A 15857-nucleotide genomic window follows, 5' to 3' on the forward strand; every position below is an offset into this window, starting at 1 on the left:
TTGCTGCAAAAAACAAACTGGTCTCGCCACCGCCTCGCCCCTACCCTGCGAACTGCTTATAATCTGCCGATGGCAGACAAAACGCAACTTTCCCTCGACCGAATTTTTAGTTCCGATGATTTCAAAGCCAAGACGTTTGGCCCCGCCCGCTGGCTGGACGATGACAGCGGCTACACCACGCTGGAGGCCGTCGAAAACCAGTCGGCTGACGAAGACAGCAAAGTGAAAGAGCTGGTGCGCTACGATATTGTATCTGGCACTCGGACAGTGCTGGTGACGGCCGAAATGCTCACCCCCCCTAACGCCGACAATCCACTCATCCTGCAAAATTACGACTGGTCGCCCGACAGTCAGCGGCTGCTCATTTACACCAACAGTCAGCGCGTCTGGCGGCAAAACACGCGCGGCGATTATTGGGTGCTGGATTTGGCTGACGGCAAATTGCGCCAGCTTGGTAAAGGTTTGCCCGAAGCCAGCCTCATGTTTGCTAAATTTTCGCCAGATAGCCAATCGGTAGCCTACGTGAGTGCGCAAAATCTCTATGTTGAAAACATTGCCAGCGGCGACATTCTCCAGCTTACTCAGGACGGCAGCGACCATATCATCAATGGCACGTCTGATTGGGTGTACGAGGAAGAGTTTCATTTGCGGGATGGGTTCAAGTGGAGCGAAGACGGCCGTACCATCGCCTACTGGCAGTTCAACACCGACGGCATTGAAACGTTCTACATGATCAACAACACCGACAGCCTGTACCCCAAGCTCATCCCCTTGCCCTATCCCAAAGTTGGCACAATCAATTCCGCTTGCCGGGTGGGGGTGGTGGCGGCAACAGGTGGGGCGACGACCTGGTTTGATTTACCGGGCGACCCGCGTCAGCATTACGTACCCAAAATGGAATGGGCGGCGAGCAACGATCAGGTGGTGATTCAGCAACTAAATCGGCTGCAAAACAAAAATGTGGTTTGGTTGGGGAACGTGGCGGATGGGTCGGTAACGGCCGTTCACACCGAAACAGACGACGCCTGGATTGACGTTCGCACCGATGACCTGCATTGGTTAGACGACGGCCAATCCTTTACCTGGGTAAGTGACCGCAACGGCAGGCGGCAGCTATTTCGCATTAGTCGGGATGGTTGGCAGGCGGTGCCGCTGACGGCCGTTGGCTTTGATGTGGTGTCGGTGGAGAAGGTGGTGGAGGCGGACGGCCGTGTCTACTTCATCGCCTCCCCAGACAACCCTACCCAGCGATATTTGTTCAGTACAGACCTTACTGGCGAAAAACCAGCTCAGCAAATCACCCCAGCAAATATGCCCGGCTGCCACAGCTACGATATTTCGCCCAATGGGAAATATGTCTTTCACACCTACTCCGCCTTCAACAAGCCACCTGTTGTTTCCCTTATTTCTTTGCCGGATCACAAGCAGCTGCGGGTGCTAGAGGGGAATGAGAAGTTAGAGGAGATGGTAACGGCCGTGAACCAACCCGTCTTCGATTTCTTCCAGGTCACTTTGGATGGTGGCACCGTTTTAGACGGCTGGTGCTTAAAACCGCCCGGCTTTGATCCCACTCAAAAATACCCGCTGCTTTTTTACGTCTATGGCGAACCCGCCGGGCAAACCGTGATGGATAACTGGGGTGGCAAAGCGATGTTGTGGCATATGATGCTGGCCCAACAAGGTTTCATCATCATGAGCCTGGACAATCGCGGCACGCCTGCCCCGCGCGGGCGCGCCTGGCGCAAAAGCGTTTATCGCCAAATTGGCATCTTAGCCACGGCCGATCAGGCGGCAGCGGCTAAAAAAATCATCGCTACTTACAATTATATTGATCCTGAACGCCTAGGCGTGTGGGGCTGGAGCGGCGGCGGCTCGATGACACTCAACCTCATGTTCAAGCATGGCGACATTTACAAAACGGGCATCGCGATAGCGGCCGTTAGCGACCAACGCTTTTACGACACCATTTACCAGGAGCGATACATGGGCCTGCCCGATGACAACGAAGCGGGCTTCCATGATGGCTCTCCCATCAATTTTGCCCACCAGCTCCAGGGTAAGCTGCTTATCATCCACGGCACCGCCGACGACAACGTACATTACCAATCTGCCGAAGCGGTGATTAACAAGCTCATTGAACACAACAAACCATTCGACATGATGGCCTACCCCAACCGTGCCCACGGCATTAAAGAGGGGGAGAATACAACGCGCCATTTGTATGGGTTGCTAACTCGTTACTTGATTGATAACTTGAAAAACAGGTAAGGATGGGGCGGTCTTAATAAAGTAGGCTATTTGCCACGCAAATGTCCTAAAAATCGGCAACCAATTCTGCACTCTTTTTAAGTAAGGAACAGTAATCTTGCTCAGACTTTCACTAATGGTTCATTGCCTGTTCCTCGACAATTAAAGCAAATACCTCTAAAAAGTTTGCCCGTTCCATTGCATTGGCTGCACGTCTTAGGAGGAGGGGCATTTTTAATAGTATTGCTTAGGAAAGTAGTTTTATCACCAGATCCGATACCGTTACACCTAGGGCAAATTTTTCCTTGAAAATCACCAGTCCCAAGACATTTTAAGCAAGTTTCGATATTTAATGATTTGCGTGGATACATTAGAAAGCCTAGTCCTTTGCAAACTGGACATTCACTTCCTAAAAAGGTTCTTGTTCCCTTACATCTAAAGCAAGGCCCAATGTTAGGTTCGTCTTCAGAACTTGATTGTGGAGTAGAGGGAACTTCAGGTTTTGTCTTGGTCGAACCATCATTTTGATTCGACTGTTTTATAATTTTACCCTTGTTACGGATTTTTTGTTCACATTCGTTTACGAGCTGGTCGTAGAGATTGTTCCGTTTGCAATATAAAATTAATTCCCTAATAAAATTATCCTTTTCATTAGGAAAATTATCTGAATCAATTTCCAAGTCAAAGCAAAGGTTTTTTAAGTCCTCCCTTGAAAAGTGTTTCGTTAATAGCTGGCGCAGCTTTTTCTGATTCATTCTAATAGTTTCTACCTAAACAGAATTCCTCTATTTAGCACCGATAAATCCAACCCACAAGCGTTTTTTAATCAATGGAAACACCAAATATGTCGAAGACAAAAACTATTGTTTCCTTCTTGGTATTTCTGACTTCATCAAATTATATGTTTTATATATTTTTTTAGAATTTTAGTATAGCAGAAAAGGTGCAAAAAAGGCCCTTTGCTACGCGCAAAAGGCCAAAAAAGTGGGCGGTATTGGACTCGAACCAACGACCTCTACGATGTCAACGTAGCGCTCTAACCAGCTGAGCTAACCGCCCGGACGGATCGGAATTATACCTACCTTTGTAGGCGCGTCAAAGTTTACATAACTTGCCAATCTGGTTAGAGACGCCGTTTCTTGACTGGCCGGAATCCATATCGGGCAAGTGAGAAATTCCATCTCTCACTGCCAAACGCAAAAGTTACCATAATGTTTGTTGCCGCTTGAATTGGCCCTATGGTATAGTTGCCCCACAATGGCACCCAAACCAAATGAACGCAAAGAATGGGGGATGATTGGACTGTTGCTGGCCTTGCTGGTGCTGTTACCCATTGCTGCCTTCCTCAGCGATACACAAGGAACTAGACACTCTTGGTTTGGGGCATTTAGCTGGCTGCTTTTTATCGGGCTTACCTTTGTTTTGCTCCTCATTTATTATGCACAATTTGTTTCGCCGCTGCGTGGCGAAGACGGTTGGATTGCTGGCTTTTTGCTGCTGCTGCAAGCGTACGTGAAGGTGGGCGAAGACCGTCTGGATTTTAGCGGGGATGACAAAAGTAAGAAGAAAAAATCGAAAGCTCGGACTGAGGTGGATAAATTGCCATCTAGCCTAAAGAGCCTGAACGCGGGCTTTATTCGTGGCTACCAGGTGCTGGCCATTACCAAGGGCAGCAGCTACGTGCGCCCGGCTGGGCCTGGGTTTGTGGTGCTGTACCGAGGAGAACAAATTTGGCGCGTCATTGATTTACGGCCGCAGCGGCGCAGCCAGCCCGTGAAAGCCAAAACGCGGGATGGCATCCCTGTGGAAACCAGCGTCTGGGTCTTGTTCCAAGTAAAACGAGCCGATGGTGGGGATGATGACGATTTGCTCTATCCCTTCGACCGTGAAGCGATTTTCCAGGTGAGCTACGATGAAACGGTGGATGAGCAGGGACGGCACCGCCCTTGGACAGCGCAGCTTACACCTCCCGCGGCGGCCATTCTAACTAATGAAATTCCCAAGTTCAGTTTGGATGAACTGCTCCACGCCGTGGATGGGGTTGCCCCACTAGAAGCGATTAAGCAGACGATCACCCGCAATTTGCAGCGACGTTTTTTGCCCAAGGGGATTGAGGTGCTTTCGGTAGGCATCGGGGGGCTAACGTTGCCGGATGGCGTGCGCGACCAGCAATTTTTAACGTGGCAAGCGGAATGGCTGCGCAAAATTCAGGCCGAAAACGCCACGGGCAATGCCGAAGTGGTGCGTCGGATGCAGCAGGCACGGGCACGTGCCCAAATCGAGATTATTGAAAATATCACGCACAGTATCGAGACGATGCGTCGGGAAGAGGATGCCGATTTATCGCAGATTATTATGCTGCGGATGATTGAGGCCTTGGAAGGTGCCGTGTCTGGGGGGTCGGTGCAGGCGTTGGTGCCGCAGCAGATTATTGCAGGACTGGTTGGGGATGCCTCGCGACAGATGCAGTCATGGGTGTCGCCACCCAAGGTGCGCCGCTTGAAGGTAGACCCACCAAGTTTGAGCAGTGGCGAGAATGACCAGTTGGGGGATGGCGAATGAGTGTGCAATCGCAGCGGCCGTTTTCCCGTTTGAATCGCCGTCCCCTGGTAAACACCTGGTATCCATACTTTTTGGGCTTCATGCTGCTCATGTTTTGGGGGTATGCCTGGTACATTGAGCGGGTCGAAGTCGTTAAGGTCATTGAGTGGCTCAATAACCAATCGTTAGGAGCATTGGCAACCTTGCCCTATGTGCCGCAGATTTTGGGGTTCTTTCACTGGAAAGTGCTGCGCCACGTTGTGGCCGTGGCCGTGGGCTACTTTTTTGCCCGTGATGCTGCCATTATGCTGGTAAAAATATTGTACGATTTGCCCGATCGAGCCGGTGCCAGCCGCTTTTTGAACCGCTTGCTGAATGCCGGTTTCGGCACTGTCAAGCCGCCTGAAATTACGCCCGCCATGCTTGCTAACGAGCGCAATGATTCTGTGCTGCTGCGCGTGGGTGGGCCGGGGCAGGTGAAAGTGCCTACTGGGCATGTGATGGTGACAGAATTTAACGGCCGTTTCCATCGTATTCTGGCCGCAGGCATACACAAGCTAGAGCGGTACGAATACATTCATGCCGTGATCAATTTACAGCCGCAGCAGCGCATGCTAGATGAATTTGCCGCTTATTCCCGCGATGGCCTGGAGCTGCGCGTTGGGCTGAGCATTGTATATCGCATTAAGCTGGGCAGTGAACCCACCACCCGCGAAAACCCATATCCGTACGACGAAACGGCCGTGCGCACCGCCGCCTATGTGCAAACAGTGGTGGACGACAAAGGCATCGTCACCACCTGGGAAGACACCCCCCTCAACATGGCCAAAGGCACCCTCACTGCCATTTTGGCCGGGTTCCGGCTGGATGAAATCATGACCCCAGCCACGCCCGGTGAAGAACCATACCGCACCTTGCGCAACGAACTTCTGCGCCAGCTGCGGCTAAAGCTGGACGGCATGGGCATTGATTTACAGGCAGTGGGCATCCATCGCATCGATCTGCCGGACGGCGTGACGGCACAGTACATTGATTATTGGAAATCCCATTGGGAATCCCAAATGTTGCTGAACGTGACTGAAGGTCGGGCCACGGCTGAAGAAAAGATGGAAGTGGCTAAAGCCGAAGCAGAAATCATGATGATTCAGGCAATTCAGGAAGGGATTCAGCGGGCCAAGCGGGAAGGTGCCACGGCGCATATGGAAGAGCTGGTTGCCTTGCGCTTGGTTGAAGCGTTGGAGCAAATGGCCCGCCGCTCAGAATCTTTAACGCCACTGCCCAATGCGCTCATGGCTCAGCTAGACAATATGCGGCGTCAACTGAGTGATGGCAACTACAATCCTCGCCTGCCTGGGAAGCCAATCGTATGAACGAGGAACCAATCCAGCAGAGTTACGATAACAACGCGCAGATTCGTACGGCCGTCAACCGATTGACTGAGCTGCTGGAATGGCTACATCCCGACCCCAGCCCCGATGTATTCACCGTGCGCGATTACCGCAATCGCTACCCCTTTACTCGGCTAGGCGCATTGGCCACCGAGGACATTGACCGCTACCAGCGTATTAATCGCGCCATTGGCGACCACGTGCAGATTGGCCTGTGCGAATATCACATCGGCCTTATTTATTTGCACGAAGCAGCGTTTCATGGTGCCGTGCAGCAATTTGAGCTGGCTCGACAGCAATGGTCGTTTGTCAGCCAGCCCGCTGGCGTTAGCCTGACGCATTTGGCGCGGGCGGTGGCCTTGATGCTTTCTGATCATTATGAAGCGGCCTTGGTGAGCGTGGGGCGCGTAGAAACGTGGCTGGAGCGGGCACGTTTTGCTAAAGCGATGCCGCAAGACACGCAATTCCAGACAAAAGTAACCGGGTATGTGGCAGAACTGCAAGCTGCGCTGCGCAACCTGATGGATGAACGGCCGAAAACAGACAAATCCGCCCGAGATGAAGAAGATGTTCCCCCACATGATGACGAAGATGCTGATGCAGCCCCACCGTCGGAACCAGACCCCGAAGCGGAAACCCAAGCCGATGCAGATGTGAACCCAGGAGCCGCGACGAGACCGCCCATTGTCAACATTGGCCCACACATGCCTGTTCTGCCCATTCCTGGCCATCGCCAAACGACCGAGCGGTACGAATGGTATGTGGTTGAGGTGCGCCCAACCTCTGAGTTTATGCCAGAAATTAACTCTGGCGACTGGCTGCTGGTGGATATGCACCCGACGTTAGATAATGATGTGCAGGATACCGAACAGCCGATTTTAGTTGTGAAGGATAGACGGATTGAAGGTACAATCCGGGTACGGCCGTTAGAGCCACGTGGGCGTCAACGTATCTACCTGGCAACGTTAGATGATTCCCCTACCGGGCGTTTTTGGATAGATGAAGAAACAGGAACGGTGACTTTTTCCTCTGAGATGGCTCAAATAGACATCAATCGCAACGAAATTTTGGGTGTGGTGGTTGGCTTTTGGCGACCCATGATAGAGCAAATACTTTCGTAATTGCATCAGACTTTTGAAGTTTCAAAAACTTCAAAAGTCTCCTGGATATGTGATATGACAGAACAAATATTGGTTGTGGGGGCAATATTGCTCGATTCAAGAGGGAAGCCAGACGCTGGTTTAGCACCAGAAACGTCGAATCCAGCCCAAATTCGGGTGACGCGCGGCGGCACGGCTCGCAACGTCGCTGAAAATCTGGCGCGGCTGGGGGCAAACGTGCGCTTGCTGTCGGCAGTGGGTAATGACATGATGGGGCATCGACTGATAAGCCAGACAGCCATTTCTGGCGTAGATATCGAGCTGGTGCAAATCATCGACGGTGAAAACACCGGAGCATACATTGCGGTATTGGAGGAAGATGGTTCCCTCTCGGTGGCGCTGGACGACGTGCGTGTGCTGCGCCATATCACCCCTGGTTACCTGGATCGGCACCGCAGTCTGTTTAAAGAGGCGGATATGGTCATGATGGACGGCAGTTTGACGCCTGAGGCAATGGCTACCGTCGTGCGGCTGTGTGAGAAGTACGAAAAGCCACTCTGTGCCGATCCCTCATCGGGGCGACTGGCGTACAAGTTACGGCCGTTTCTCAGCAAGCTCTATCTTGTTGTGCCCAATGAGGGCGAGGCGGCCGAACTGTGTGAAGTTGGCTATGATGGCCCCGACCCCGAGGCAAGTTTGGATTTGGCACGCTGTCTGGTAGGCAAAGGCGTTGCCAACGTGGTGGTTACCCTGGCAAACTTTGGCCTCGATTATGCCACCACCAGTGAAACTGGCTACATTCCTGCCAACTTCAGCAAGATGGTCGATTCATCCGGCACGGGCGATGCCGTTACGGCCGCCATCATGTTTGGCATGCTCAACGATCTGCCAGCCATTGAAGCCATTCGCCTGGGTGCTGCTGCCGCTAGCCTAACCCTGCAAACGGCAGAAACCGTCGTGCCTGACCTCAGCCTGGACATGTTGTATGATCATCTTATTGTCTAATCTAAAAAATTGAAGCTCTCACCCCCTATGATTTTTACTTCCACTGTTACAGTTGATGGCACAAATATTGTTTATGATGTCGCTGGCGAAGGGCCAGCCATCATGTTGCTGCATGGGGGTGGTGGCGGACAAACGCGAAAGAGTTGGCACGAAGCTGGATATGTATCGCGACTGCAAAATGAATTCAAACTGATCGCAATGGACATTCGCGGCCACGGCGAGAGTGACAAGCCGACGGCAAAGGAAGCATACACCATCGACAAAATGTGCAAAGACGTTCTGGCTGTGGCAGATGCTTGCGAGATAGAAACGTTTGCGCTTTGGGGGTTTTCTTACGGCGGCAATATTGGTCGATATTTGGCTGCAAATTCTAACCGAGTAGAAAAGATTATTGTGATAGGTATTCCTTTCGGACAAGCAGCTTCTGGCGAATTTCGCCAATTCATTAATGAGTTTCGCGCACATTGGGAACCGATTTTACAAGCCAATAAAGGTGGAGTGCCGAATCTGACAATGCTTTCAGAAGAAGATCGAGAGATATGGCAGGTGATGGATGTTCCTGTCACATTGGCTTGGCTGACGGCAATGCTGGATTGGGAGATAAATGAGCCCCAAGATTTATTGTGCCCCGCCTTGTGGTTGAGCGGTTCAGGAAATGAATCGACAGTGGCAAGCATAAAGAAATATCGGGAAACGGCCGTACAGTCGAGTGTGCAAATTGAGATCGTGCCGGGGCTTACCCACATTCAGGAATTTGAAGAAATCGACCGCGTGTTTCCCATCATGCTAGAATTTGTCAAATCATGAACAATTGGCTCGGACTCATCATCTGTTTTGTGTACGTTTTTGGCATTATTGGTGGGGCCGAAGGGCTGCGCCGCTGGCGCGGATATTCTAGCGGCTTTACGCGCAAAGTGATCCACATTGGCGTGGGCATGATGAGCTGGGCTTTGCACTTCTTGTTCGATAATCCCTGGTTTTTTGTGGTCGCCTGCGCCGCCTTCATGGTGATCAATCTTCTGGATTGGCGGTACGGCTTTTTTGCGGCGATGGCCAGCAGCGACCGTTCTAATCTGGGTACCGTTTACTTTCCCTTTGCCGCCGCGATTGTAGCCATCATTTTTTGGGAAACGCCCCCGCTGATGGTGGCCGCACTCATGCCGCTCACGTGGGGGGACGGGATGGCTCCGGTAATTGGCAAGGCATACGGCCGTCGCCTGTATGTCGTTCACACCAGCACCCGCTCTGTAGAGGGGTCGATGGGCTTTTTTGTGGGCTGCCTGCTGTTTACCTGGCTGGCATTGTGGGGGATGAGTGGCTCGCCAGACATCTCGCCAGCAGCAGCGTTGCTGCCAGCTTTGGTGATCACATTGACAACGACGTTGGTAGAGGCTGTTTCTATTTGGGGGCTAGACAATTTGACAATTACGGCCGTTGCCATCCTCATCCTACAACTGTGGCCCTTCTAACCTGATGACCCAGCCAATTCCCTTTCAAGAGATTCAAGCCATCCTCTTTGATATGGACGGGACGCTTATTGATACCGATGATGAAGCGGTGGAGAAGGTGGCGCGGTGGTTACGGCCGTTCCTTGGCGAGCGTGGCAATGTGTTGGCTCGCTGGCTTGTCATGAAAATCGAATCTCCTGCCAATGCCCTCATCACTTTGGCAGACAGGCTGCATCTGGATGAGCCGCTGAAATGGTTCACCACCTGGCGGCAGGCGCGTCGCAAAGAGCCGTTTATCGCCAATTTCCATATCATCCCAGGCGTGTTAGAGATGCTGCACGCCATCCCCGGCAATTACCGACTGGGCATTGTCACCACGCGCAGCCGCCACCAAATTGAAGGCTTCCTAGCCCAAATCCCCGATTTGGCACCCCGCTTTGAAGTGACTTGTGGCTCGCAAGATACGCGCCGCCTCAAGCCGCATCCATCTCCCATTCAGGAAGCTGCACGGCGATTCGATTTGCCCGAATCAGCCTGCGTGATGGTGGGGGACACTTCGGTAGATATGCACTCGGCGCGGCGGGCGGGCGCATGGCGCGTGGGAGTTTTGTGCGGCTTCGGTAAAGAGCCAGAGCTGCGGCGGGCCGGGGCCCAGATTATCCTCGGCAGCACGGCCGATTTCGCTGATCTCCTACAGTAACCAACAAAACAAAAAACGTAAAAGGGAACCATTTTTGGGGTGCGGTGTATTGATCTCGTAGAGACGTAAAGAGTGGCAGGAATATTTCGTTAAGGAGCTTGTGAGACGGCGTGGGTAGAAAAGAACAGATGGTGGCTGTTGCTAAATGTGGTGGCTTTGGCTATTTTGGTTGTGATTATCACACAGGGGAGCCTTGATTTTAACGACACCGATACATTTGATCCGCTGCTGGCAAGCGGTAAATGGGGGATTCGTTTTCTTCTTATTTCTTTGGCGATGACGCCACTCAATAGCTATTTTGGCTGGCGTGGAGCTACCCGGCTACGTAAACCGGCGGGCTTATGGGCTTTTGGCTTTACGGCCGTTCACCTGCTCTATTATCTAATTGAATATCAACTAACCCGGTTTGCCTGGCCTGTTCAGCTATATATTGTTCTGGGCATCTTCGCTTTTGCGATCCTCCTGGCTATGGCTGTGACCTCAAATAAAAGCTCGATGCGTCGTCTGAAGCGGAATTGGAAGCGGCTGCACCGCTTGGTCTATTTGGCTGGCTTATTGGTGGGGTTGCACGCCATGCTAGCTACTTTTGGCAGCAAACGAGTTTCAATGCGTGATCCCGACGTGCTGCCGGAACTCATTATTTACGGCACTCTGCTGCTTGTGTTGCTGATCTCGCGCCTGCGGCAGGTATGGTTGCTGTGGCAAAAAATAAGAGCTAGCTTCCGGCAACGGCCGTCAGTCCAAAATTAAAGCACCCACAAACCCCTGGCAACGGTCCTCTCCATTACTAAACATGACTCGAACATGACCCCGTCATGACTTGCAGCACATCCCTGTAGCGTTTCGACCTTGTTACAGTTGGGCACACCCTGTCCCGGCTTCCATTGGAATGCAAACATTTGCGGGCAAAGTCAAAGCCGCAAGGCGCAGCTACCGCCAACTAAGCTACTGTGAGAGGTGAGAGGCACTTCAAAAGTGCCGGTTACCTGTGTAAGTTTACTGATGCAAAATGTGGTAGAGAACGATGCTAAAGGCCACATGCACGTTGAGTGAAAGTCCTTTGCCATACATGGGCAAGAATACGGCCGCATCACACACATTCAACGTCGCTTTGGTCACGCCATGATCTTCATGCCCCACCACCAGGCATGTTTTTTGGGGATAGGTAAAGGTGTGGTAGGGAACGGCCGTATCCGACAGTTCTACCGCCACAACCGTGTACCCCGCTTCTTTTAGCTGATGAACGGCCGTAACTGGTTCCTTCTCATACCGCCAGGGAATGCGCAAACTTTTGAATCGGCCAACTTTGTCAATGGTGGGATGTGGTGGCGTGGGCGTAATGCCAGTAAGCACCAGCTCCGACAAGTTGGCCCCGTCTGCCACGCGAAAGATTGAGCCAACGTTGGCGGGATACTCAATGCTTTGTAGCAATCCCACAATATCAAAATCCGGCTGATTCTCCCGCCGATAGTCGCGCAAAAATCGCTTCAATTCAGTGCCAATCAATGGTTTCATAAACTTGCTGTCCATGAGAGAAGCTCAGGTCTGATTTATTGGTATTGGTTTGGTTTTGCAAAGGATAAATTTGCTAGTTAACGATACACATGGCGACGGTGGGCAATCATGGTCACAATGACAATCACTTGTGACTCCTCAACTTCATAAACAACCCGCCAATCGCCCAAGCGATAGCGAAAGTAGCCTAATAATTCTCCTCTTAATCGCTTGATGTTGGGGTGTTCGTGGGGATTTTGGGCTAGTTGATTGAAGCAGCGATTGAGCTTGCGTACCAAAAGTTTATCAGCCTTCTCATAAAATCGCTGCGCCTGCTTGCTTAGTCGAATTTCATACATCGCGGCGGATCGAACTGAAAGGAACTGTTTCCCCTGCGTTAGTTTGTGTCACTGCTTCAGCAAACGCTTCACGGAAGCCTTCAATATTTAGCAATTCTTCAGTGGCTTCCTTTTCCTCACGTTCTTCCAAGTAAGCCAAAAAATCATTAGCCACGCGAAGACGACCCACAGAGAGGCGCTGCAGGCGTTCGTTTGCATCATTTAAGAGAGATTTTTTTTCATTTAACACATTCATGATCTTGCCCTTGTTACACCGTATGATGGAATTATAAACGGTATCGTAAGAAAAACGCAATTTCCTTTAGTCTAGTCTGAAGCGTGAAAAAAGACCCAGAGGCTAAACGGCCGCTGGGTATCATAATCCGCTCGAAAACAACAGAATTTATTCGATATCTTCCAGGGGGGCGGTAAAGCTGAGGTAGTCGACGCGGGTTACCTGGCCTTCATTGAGGGTCACGTAAAATTCCTGGCCGACGTTATTACGAACGACCACCAGCCGATTGACGCCTGCGGGAAGGTGGTTGAGTTGGAAACGGCCGTAAGCAGCAAGCCATATTCCGCCAAACCCTGACCTTCTTCATTAAATAATGCAAAATGATTCAACATGATTTTCATCATCCTCGAACCAGCGAGAAACGAGACCGCTGTTTCCGCTGGGTAGCGGCGAATAGCTGCAAACGCTCATTCAGGCGATGCCAGGCCGCGCTAGGGGCAGCTGGGGCAATACTTTGGTGCGTTTCTTTACTGAGACGGAAACAAAAATCTTCCAGCAGTTCCGCAATAGGGTCTTCTGGTATTTCATGCAGCAGGGGCACACCCTGGTTAATAGCTCGCAGAAAGCGTCGGCCCCCGTAAGGTATCACCAGTTGGATGGGTGCATGAAGTGCGGATTCAATGGCATCATGGGCCAATCCGTCTCGCTCGAACGTCCAATTCAGCACGACCTTGATCTTTTCTTCCGGATAGTTGAGTTGTTTATATGTTTCCAGCGCAATAGAGGCTGCCCGTACCGAAGCAATTTCCGGTGCTGTAACGAGCAAAATATAGTCGGCTGCTTCCAGCACTTCAAGGGTTAGTGAGGAAAAATTGTGGGGCAGATCGGCGACAATATAATCGTATCGATTTTTCAAGAATTTAAGGGCAATATCAAAATGGGAAGCAGTCACACCTTCGGCATCAGACGGCAGTTTGGGGGAGGCAATCAGATGCAAGCCACTGTCATGCTGGCGGGTAATGGCGGACAGCGTGTTCACGTCTAGCTCCTCAGGTGGGATCATGTTCAAATCTGCCCAGGTGCGTTTGACCGGCATATTCAGCATCATTGCCTGCTGGCCTGCGTTTGGCACCATGTCCATAAGCAGCGTGGCGTTTTGCCACAGGCTGCGCAGCCCCACTGCCAAATTGCTTGCCAAAGAAGAGGTGCCAATACCGCCGCGCAGGCTGTGTACAGCAATCATCCGACCCTGATCAGATTGGGATAACGTTTGCGCCTGAGCCGCCTCCAACGCCTTGGCGCGTCGTAGCAGCACGGTTAGCCTGGCAGCTAGCTCAGCAGCGGCAAATGGTTTGCAAACGTAATCATCTGCGCCAGCTTCAAACGCCGCCAGCTTTTCTTGCAGATCAGATTCGCCAGTGAGTACCAGAATTGGAATATGGGCCAGCTCTGGCTCGCGGCGCAGTCGCCGGGTTACTTCAAAACCGTCAATGCCAGGCATCATTTTGTCTACGATGACGGCATCTGGCCGAATAGATTTGATGCGCTTGAGCGCTTCTAAGCCATCTTCCGTTTCAACGACTTCATAATTGAGATCGGAGAGTGCTTTTTTTACGACTCGTCTAATCAATCGGTCATCGTCAATTACAAGAACTCTAACCATTGGATTCCTCTTTTTAGCCAAAGATGGACTGGTTGGGATTGTAAAAACCAAAAAGAAATCGCGCTTCGTTTTTCAAAATAGTTTCTGTGGTTTGCTACAAACCCTTCATAAAAATATTATAAAATGGAAGGGGGATCATCGCAGTCACCAGACAGTACCATGTTGCCTTAGTCGGCAATCGCTTTTGTCCTATGACCAGAGAGCTACGTGGTTTAAATGAGGGTTTGGCGAATTGGGGCAAAAGAGTGGCGGTGCTGCGTGCAGGGGCCATGTTGGGTGATGGCGTCGCGGTGCTGTTCGGTGCCATACCCTTTGTGTTGGGCAAAGCCATAGAGGGGGAATTGGGCGTCTAATGACACCATGATCCGGTCGCGGGTAACTTTAGCCAGGATGGAGGCAGCGGCAATGCTGAGGCTTTTGCTATCGCCGCGCACGATTGATTTTTGGGGAATGTTGAGCTGCGGCAGGCGGATACGGCCGTCAATCAGCAAAAATTGGGGTGCAGGGGTGAGTTGGGAAACGGCCGTTGCCATTGCCAAACGGTTGGCAGGCAAAATGCCTATCTCATCTATTATCGAGGCAGGCTGCTGGCCGATGCCGAAAGCGAGGGCGTGTTGGCAAATAAGGCCGAAGAGAACTTCTCGTTTTTTGGCGGAAAGCTGCTTGGAGTCATTCACGCCGCTAAGAACGGTTTCAATCTGCCCATCCAACGGCAAAATAACGGCCGCAGCCACCACCGGGCCAGCCAGTGCGCCACGCCCCGCCTCGTCGATGCCTGCGATGTAGCTGAACTGGTGTTGTTGGGAAACGGCCGTTTCCAGCCCTAAATTAGCCATGAGTTTGCGTCGGAGGACTGGCAGTCCTCTTTTAACTGGAACTTCAATTACTTTTAGAAGGACTGCCAGTCCTGTTGAGTTATTTCGGCGTGGGGTGGGGTTTGCCCGTAGCTTGTCGTTTTTCCTGGCGTGAGTAGACGCCGGTTAGCAAATTCCAGCGGATTTTCACAGCTTCCCAAAAAGTGCCCAGGTAGCCAGCCAGCGTCACATGCGTGCCTTCGGCATCGTGCCAGTTGGCGGGAATGACGTGGATTTTGTGGCCGAAGCGGCGGGCCAAGGCCAATGCTTCCATGTCGAAACCCCAGCGGTTAATCTGCGAAATTGCGAAGATTTGCTCGGCGGCGGCAGCGCGGAATGCCTTGAAACCACATTGCGTGTCCCAAATGCCGGGCACAGCCATGATTTGTACAAACAGGTTGCCAGAGTTGCCCAGTACGCGCTTGAGGAAGGGCTGCGGTTTAGCCTGCACCGCGCCTTGTGCATCCTTCCTATCTCGTGAGCAAATCACGACGTTAGCACCTTTGTCAAAGATAGGTTTCATTTGGTCAAAATGGCTCATGTCGGTGGAGTTGTCGGCATCGGTGAAGAGGCGAATGTCGCCACGGGCCGCCAGCATTCCCTGGCGCACGGTGAATCCTTTGCCCCGGTTTTGCTTACGGTCAATCCAGCGAATCTGTTCCTTGCCATTAGCAAACTGTTCTATGACGCTGACGGTACCGTCCGTGACGCCATCTAGCACGATGAGCAGTTCCCAGCTAAATGGTTGGGCAGTGAGATAGGTGTGTACGGCCGTTAGCGTCTGACCGATGCGCTTTTCCTCGTTGTAGGCTGGGATTATCACAGATAAATACGGTTTCATTTG

General features: G+C 51.8%; 17 protein-coding genes and 1 tRNA gene. 9 read left to right on the plus strand and 9 right to left on the minus strand.

Going from position 1 to position 15857, the window contains the following annotated elements; translation table 11 throughout:
* Positions 1-2268, plus strand: a complete 2268-nt coding sequence (locus ACOQPU_RS22285; protein WP_420642038.1) for a S9 family peptidase — start codon at positions 1-3, stop codon at positions 2266-2268.
* A 101-nt stretch (positions 2269-2369) separates the two neighbouring features.
* Here the strand turns inward: ACOQPU_RS22285 and ACOQPU_RS22290 are convergent, their stop codons facing one another.
* Positions 2370-3002 (minus strand): hypothetical protein, encoded by a 633-nt coding sequence (locus ACOQPU_RS22290; RefSeq protein ID WP_420642039.1) that lies wholly within the window; start codon positions 3000-3002, stop codon positions 2370-2372.
* Between the two features lie 230 nt (positions 3003-3232).
* A tRNA-Val gene (locus tag ACOQPU_RS22295) sits at positions 3233-3306 on the minus strand.
* 198 nt (positions 3307-3504) lie between these two features.
* Here ACOQPU_RS22295 and ACOQPU_RS22300 point away from each other — a divergent pair.
* From ACOQPU_RS22300 to ACOQPU_RS22335, 8 genes are all read left to right on the plus strand, one after another.
* Entirely contained in the window at positions 3505-4809 is a 1305-nt protein-coding gene (locus ACOQPU_RS22300) for an SPFH domain-containing protein (protein WP_420642040.1), read from the plus strand.
* Positions 4806-6158, plus strand: a complete 1353-nt coding sequence (locus ACOQPU_RS22305; protein WP_420642041.1) for an SPFH domain-containing protein — start codon at positions 4806-4808, stop codon at positions 6156-6158. Before ACOQPU_RS22300 ends, ACOQPU_RS22305 begins: the two co-directional genes overlap by 4 nt.
* Entirely contained in the window at positions 6155-7297 is a 1143-nt protein-coding gene (locus ACOQPU_RS22310) for a hypothetical protein (protein WP_420642042.1), read from the plus strand. Before ACOQPU_RS22305 ends, ACOQPU_RS22310 begins: the two co-directional genes overlap by 4 nt.
* Before the next feature lie 54 nt (positions 7298-7351).
* Positions 7352-8281, plus strand: coding sequence for a carbohydrate kinase family protein (locus ACOQPU_RS22315; protein WP_420642043.1), 930 nt, complete (start codon positions 7352-7354; stop codon positions 8279-8281).
* Between the two features lie 27 nt (positions 8282-8308).
* Positions 8309-9088: an alpha/beta fold hydrolase gene (locus ACOQPU_RS22320; RefSeq protein ID WP_420642044.1), complete on the plus strand. Its 780-nt coding sequence runs from the start codon at positions 8309-8311 to the stop codon at positions 9086-9088.
* Positions 9085-9750 carry a diacylglycerol/polyprenol kinase family protein gene (locus ACOQPU_RS22325; protein WP_420642045.1) on the plus strand — a complete coding sequence of 222 codons (666 nt, stop codon included), beginning with the start codon at positions 9085-9087 and terminating at the stop codon, positions 9748-9750. Before ACOQPU_RS22320 ends, ACOQPU_RS22325 begins: the two co-directional genes overlap by 4 nt.
* Positions 9751-9754: 4 nt before the next feature.
* Complete coding sequence (locus ACOQPU_RS22330; RefSeq protein WP_420642046.1) at positions 9755-10429, plus strand: HAD family hydrolase; 675 nt, start codon at positions 9755-9757, stop codon at positions 10427-10429.
* 156 nt (positions 10430-10585) lie between these two features.
* Positions 10586-11179 carry a sulfite oxidase heme-binding subunit YedZ gene (locus ACOQPU_RS22335; RefSeq protein ID WP_420642047.1) on the plus strand — a complete coding sequence of 198 codons (594 nt, stop codon included), beginning with the start codon at positions 10586-10588 and terminating at the stop codon, positions 11177-11179.
* A 246-nt stretch (positions 11180-11425) separates the two neighbouring features.
* Here ACOQPU_RS22335 and ACOQPU_RS22340 read toward each other — a convergent pair whose 3' ends face one another.
* From ACOQPU_RS22340 to ACOQPU_RS22370, 7 genes are all read right to left on the minus strand, one after another.
* Positions 11426-11944 carry a TrmH family RNA methyltransferase gene (locus tag ACOQPU_RS22340; protein ID WP_420642048.1) on the minus strand — a complete coding sequence of 173 codons (519 nt, stop codon included), beginning with the start codon at positions 11942-11944 and terminating at the stop codon, positions 11426-11428.
* Positions 11945-12021: 77 nt separating this feature from the next.
* Complete coding sequence (locus ACOQPU_RS22345) at positions 12022-12282, minus strand: type II toxin-antitoxin system RelE family toxin (RefSeq protein WP_420642049.1); 261 nt, start codon at positions 12280-12282, stop codon at positions 12022-12024.
* Positions 12275-12517: a hypothetical protein gene (locus ACOQPU_RS22350; protein WP_420642050.1), complete on the minus strand. Its 243-nt coding sequence runs from the start codon at positions 12515-12517 to the stop codon at positions 12275-12277. Before ACOQPU_RS22350 ends, ACOQPU_RS22345 begins: the two co-directional genes overlap by 8 nt.
* Before the next feature lie 218 nt (positions 12518-12735).
* The gene (locus ACOQPU_RS22355; protein ID WP_420642051.1) at positions 12736-12888 is read right to left on the minus strand and encodes a hypothetical protein; all 153 of its coding nucleotides are present in this window, start codon (positions 12886-12888) and stop codon (positions 12736-12738) included.
* A gap of 8 nt (positions 12889-12896) precedes the next feature.
* Positions 12897-14159, minus strand: a complete 1263-nt coding sequence (locus ACOQPU_RS22360; RefSeq protein WP_420642052.1) for a response regulator — start codon at positions 14157-14159, stop codon at positions 12897-12899.
* 212 nt (positions 14160-14371) lie between these two features.
* Positions 14372-14995, minus strand: a complete 624-nt coding sequence (locus tag ACOQPU_RS22365; protein WP_420642053.1) for a ribonuclease HII — start codon at positions 14993-14995, stop codon at positions 14372-14374.
* A gap of 79 nt (positions 14996-15074) precedes the next feature.
* Positions 15075-15854, minus strand: coding sequence for a dolichyl-phosphate beta-glucosyltransferase (locus tag ACOQPU_RS22370; protein ID WP_420642054.1), 780 nt, complete (start codon positions 15852-15854; stop codon positions 15075-15077).
* Positions 15855-15857: the final 3 nt, after the last annotated feature.

This window comes from Candidatus Leptofilum sp. (assembly GCF_965223285.1).
In the GTDB taxonomy this organism is placed as follows: domain Bacteria; phylum Chloroflexota; class Anaerolineae; order Promineifilales; family Promineifilaceae; genus Leptofilum.

Coding starts and splice junctions, on each gene's coding strand:
- ACOQPU_RS22290 (WP_420642039.1), bottom strand. CDS start 3,002: ATGAATCAGAAAAAGCTGCGCCAGCTATTAACGAAACACTTTTCAAGG.
- ACOQPU_RS22300 (WP_420642040.1), top strand. CDS start 3,505: ATGGCACCCAAACCAAATGAACGCAAAGAATGGGGGATGATTGGACTG.
- ACOQPU_RS22305 (WP_420642041.1), top strand. CDS start 4,806: ATGAGTGTGCAATCGCAGCGGCCGTTTTCCCGTTTGAATCGCCGTCCC.
- ACOQPU_RS22310 (WP_420642042.1), top strand. CDS start 6,155: ATGAACGAGGAACCAATCCAGCAGAGTTACGATAACAACGCGCAGATT.
- ACOQPU_RS22315 (WP_420642043.1), top strand. CDS start 7,352: ATGACAGAACAAATATTGGTTGTGGGGGCAATATTGCTCGATTCAAGA.
- ACOQPU_RS22320 (WP_420642044.1), top strand. CDS start 8,309: ATGATTTTTACTTCCACTGTTACAGTTGATGGCACAAATATTGTTTAT.
- ACOQPU_RS22325 (WP_420642045.1), top strand. CDS start 9,085: ATGAACAATTGGCTCGGACTCATCATCTGTTTTGTGTACGTTTTTGGC.
- ACOQPU_RS22330 (WP_420642046.1), top strand. CDS start 9,755: ATGACCCAGCCAATTCCCTTTCAAGAGATTCAAGCCATCCTCTTTGAT.
- ACOQPU_RS22340 (WP_420642048.1), bottom strand. CDS start 11,944: ATGAAACCATTGATTGGCACTGAATTGAAGCGATTTTTGCGCGACTAT.
- ACOQPU_RS22345 (WP_420642049.1), bottom strand. CDS start 12,282: ATGTATGAAATTCGACTAAGCAAGCAGGCGCAGCGATTTTATGAGAAG.
- ACOQPU_RS22350 (WP_420642050.1), bottom strand. CDS start 12,517: ATGAATGTGTTAAATGAAAAAAAATCTCTCTTAAATGATGCAAACGAA.
- ACOQPU_RS22355 (WP_420642051.1), bottom strand. CDS start 12,888: ATGTTGAATCATTTTGCATTATTTAATGAAGAAGGTCAGGGTTTGGCG.
- ACOQPU_RS22360 (WP_420642052.1), bottom strand. CDS start 14,159: ATGGTTAGAGTTCTTGTAATTGACGATGACCGATTGATTAGACGAGTC.
- ACOQPU_RS22365 (WP_420642053.1), bottom strand. CDS start 14,995: ATGGCTAATTTAGGGCTGGAAACGGCCGTTTCCCAACAACACCAGTTC.
- ACOQPU_RS22370 (WP_420642054.1), bottom strand. CDS start 15,854: ATGAAACCGTATTTATCTGTGATAATCCCAGCCTACAACGAGGAAAAG.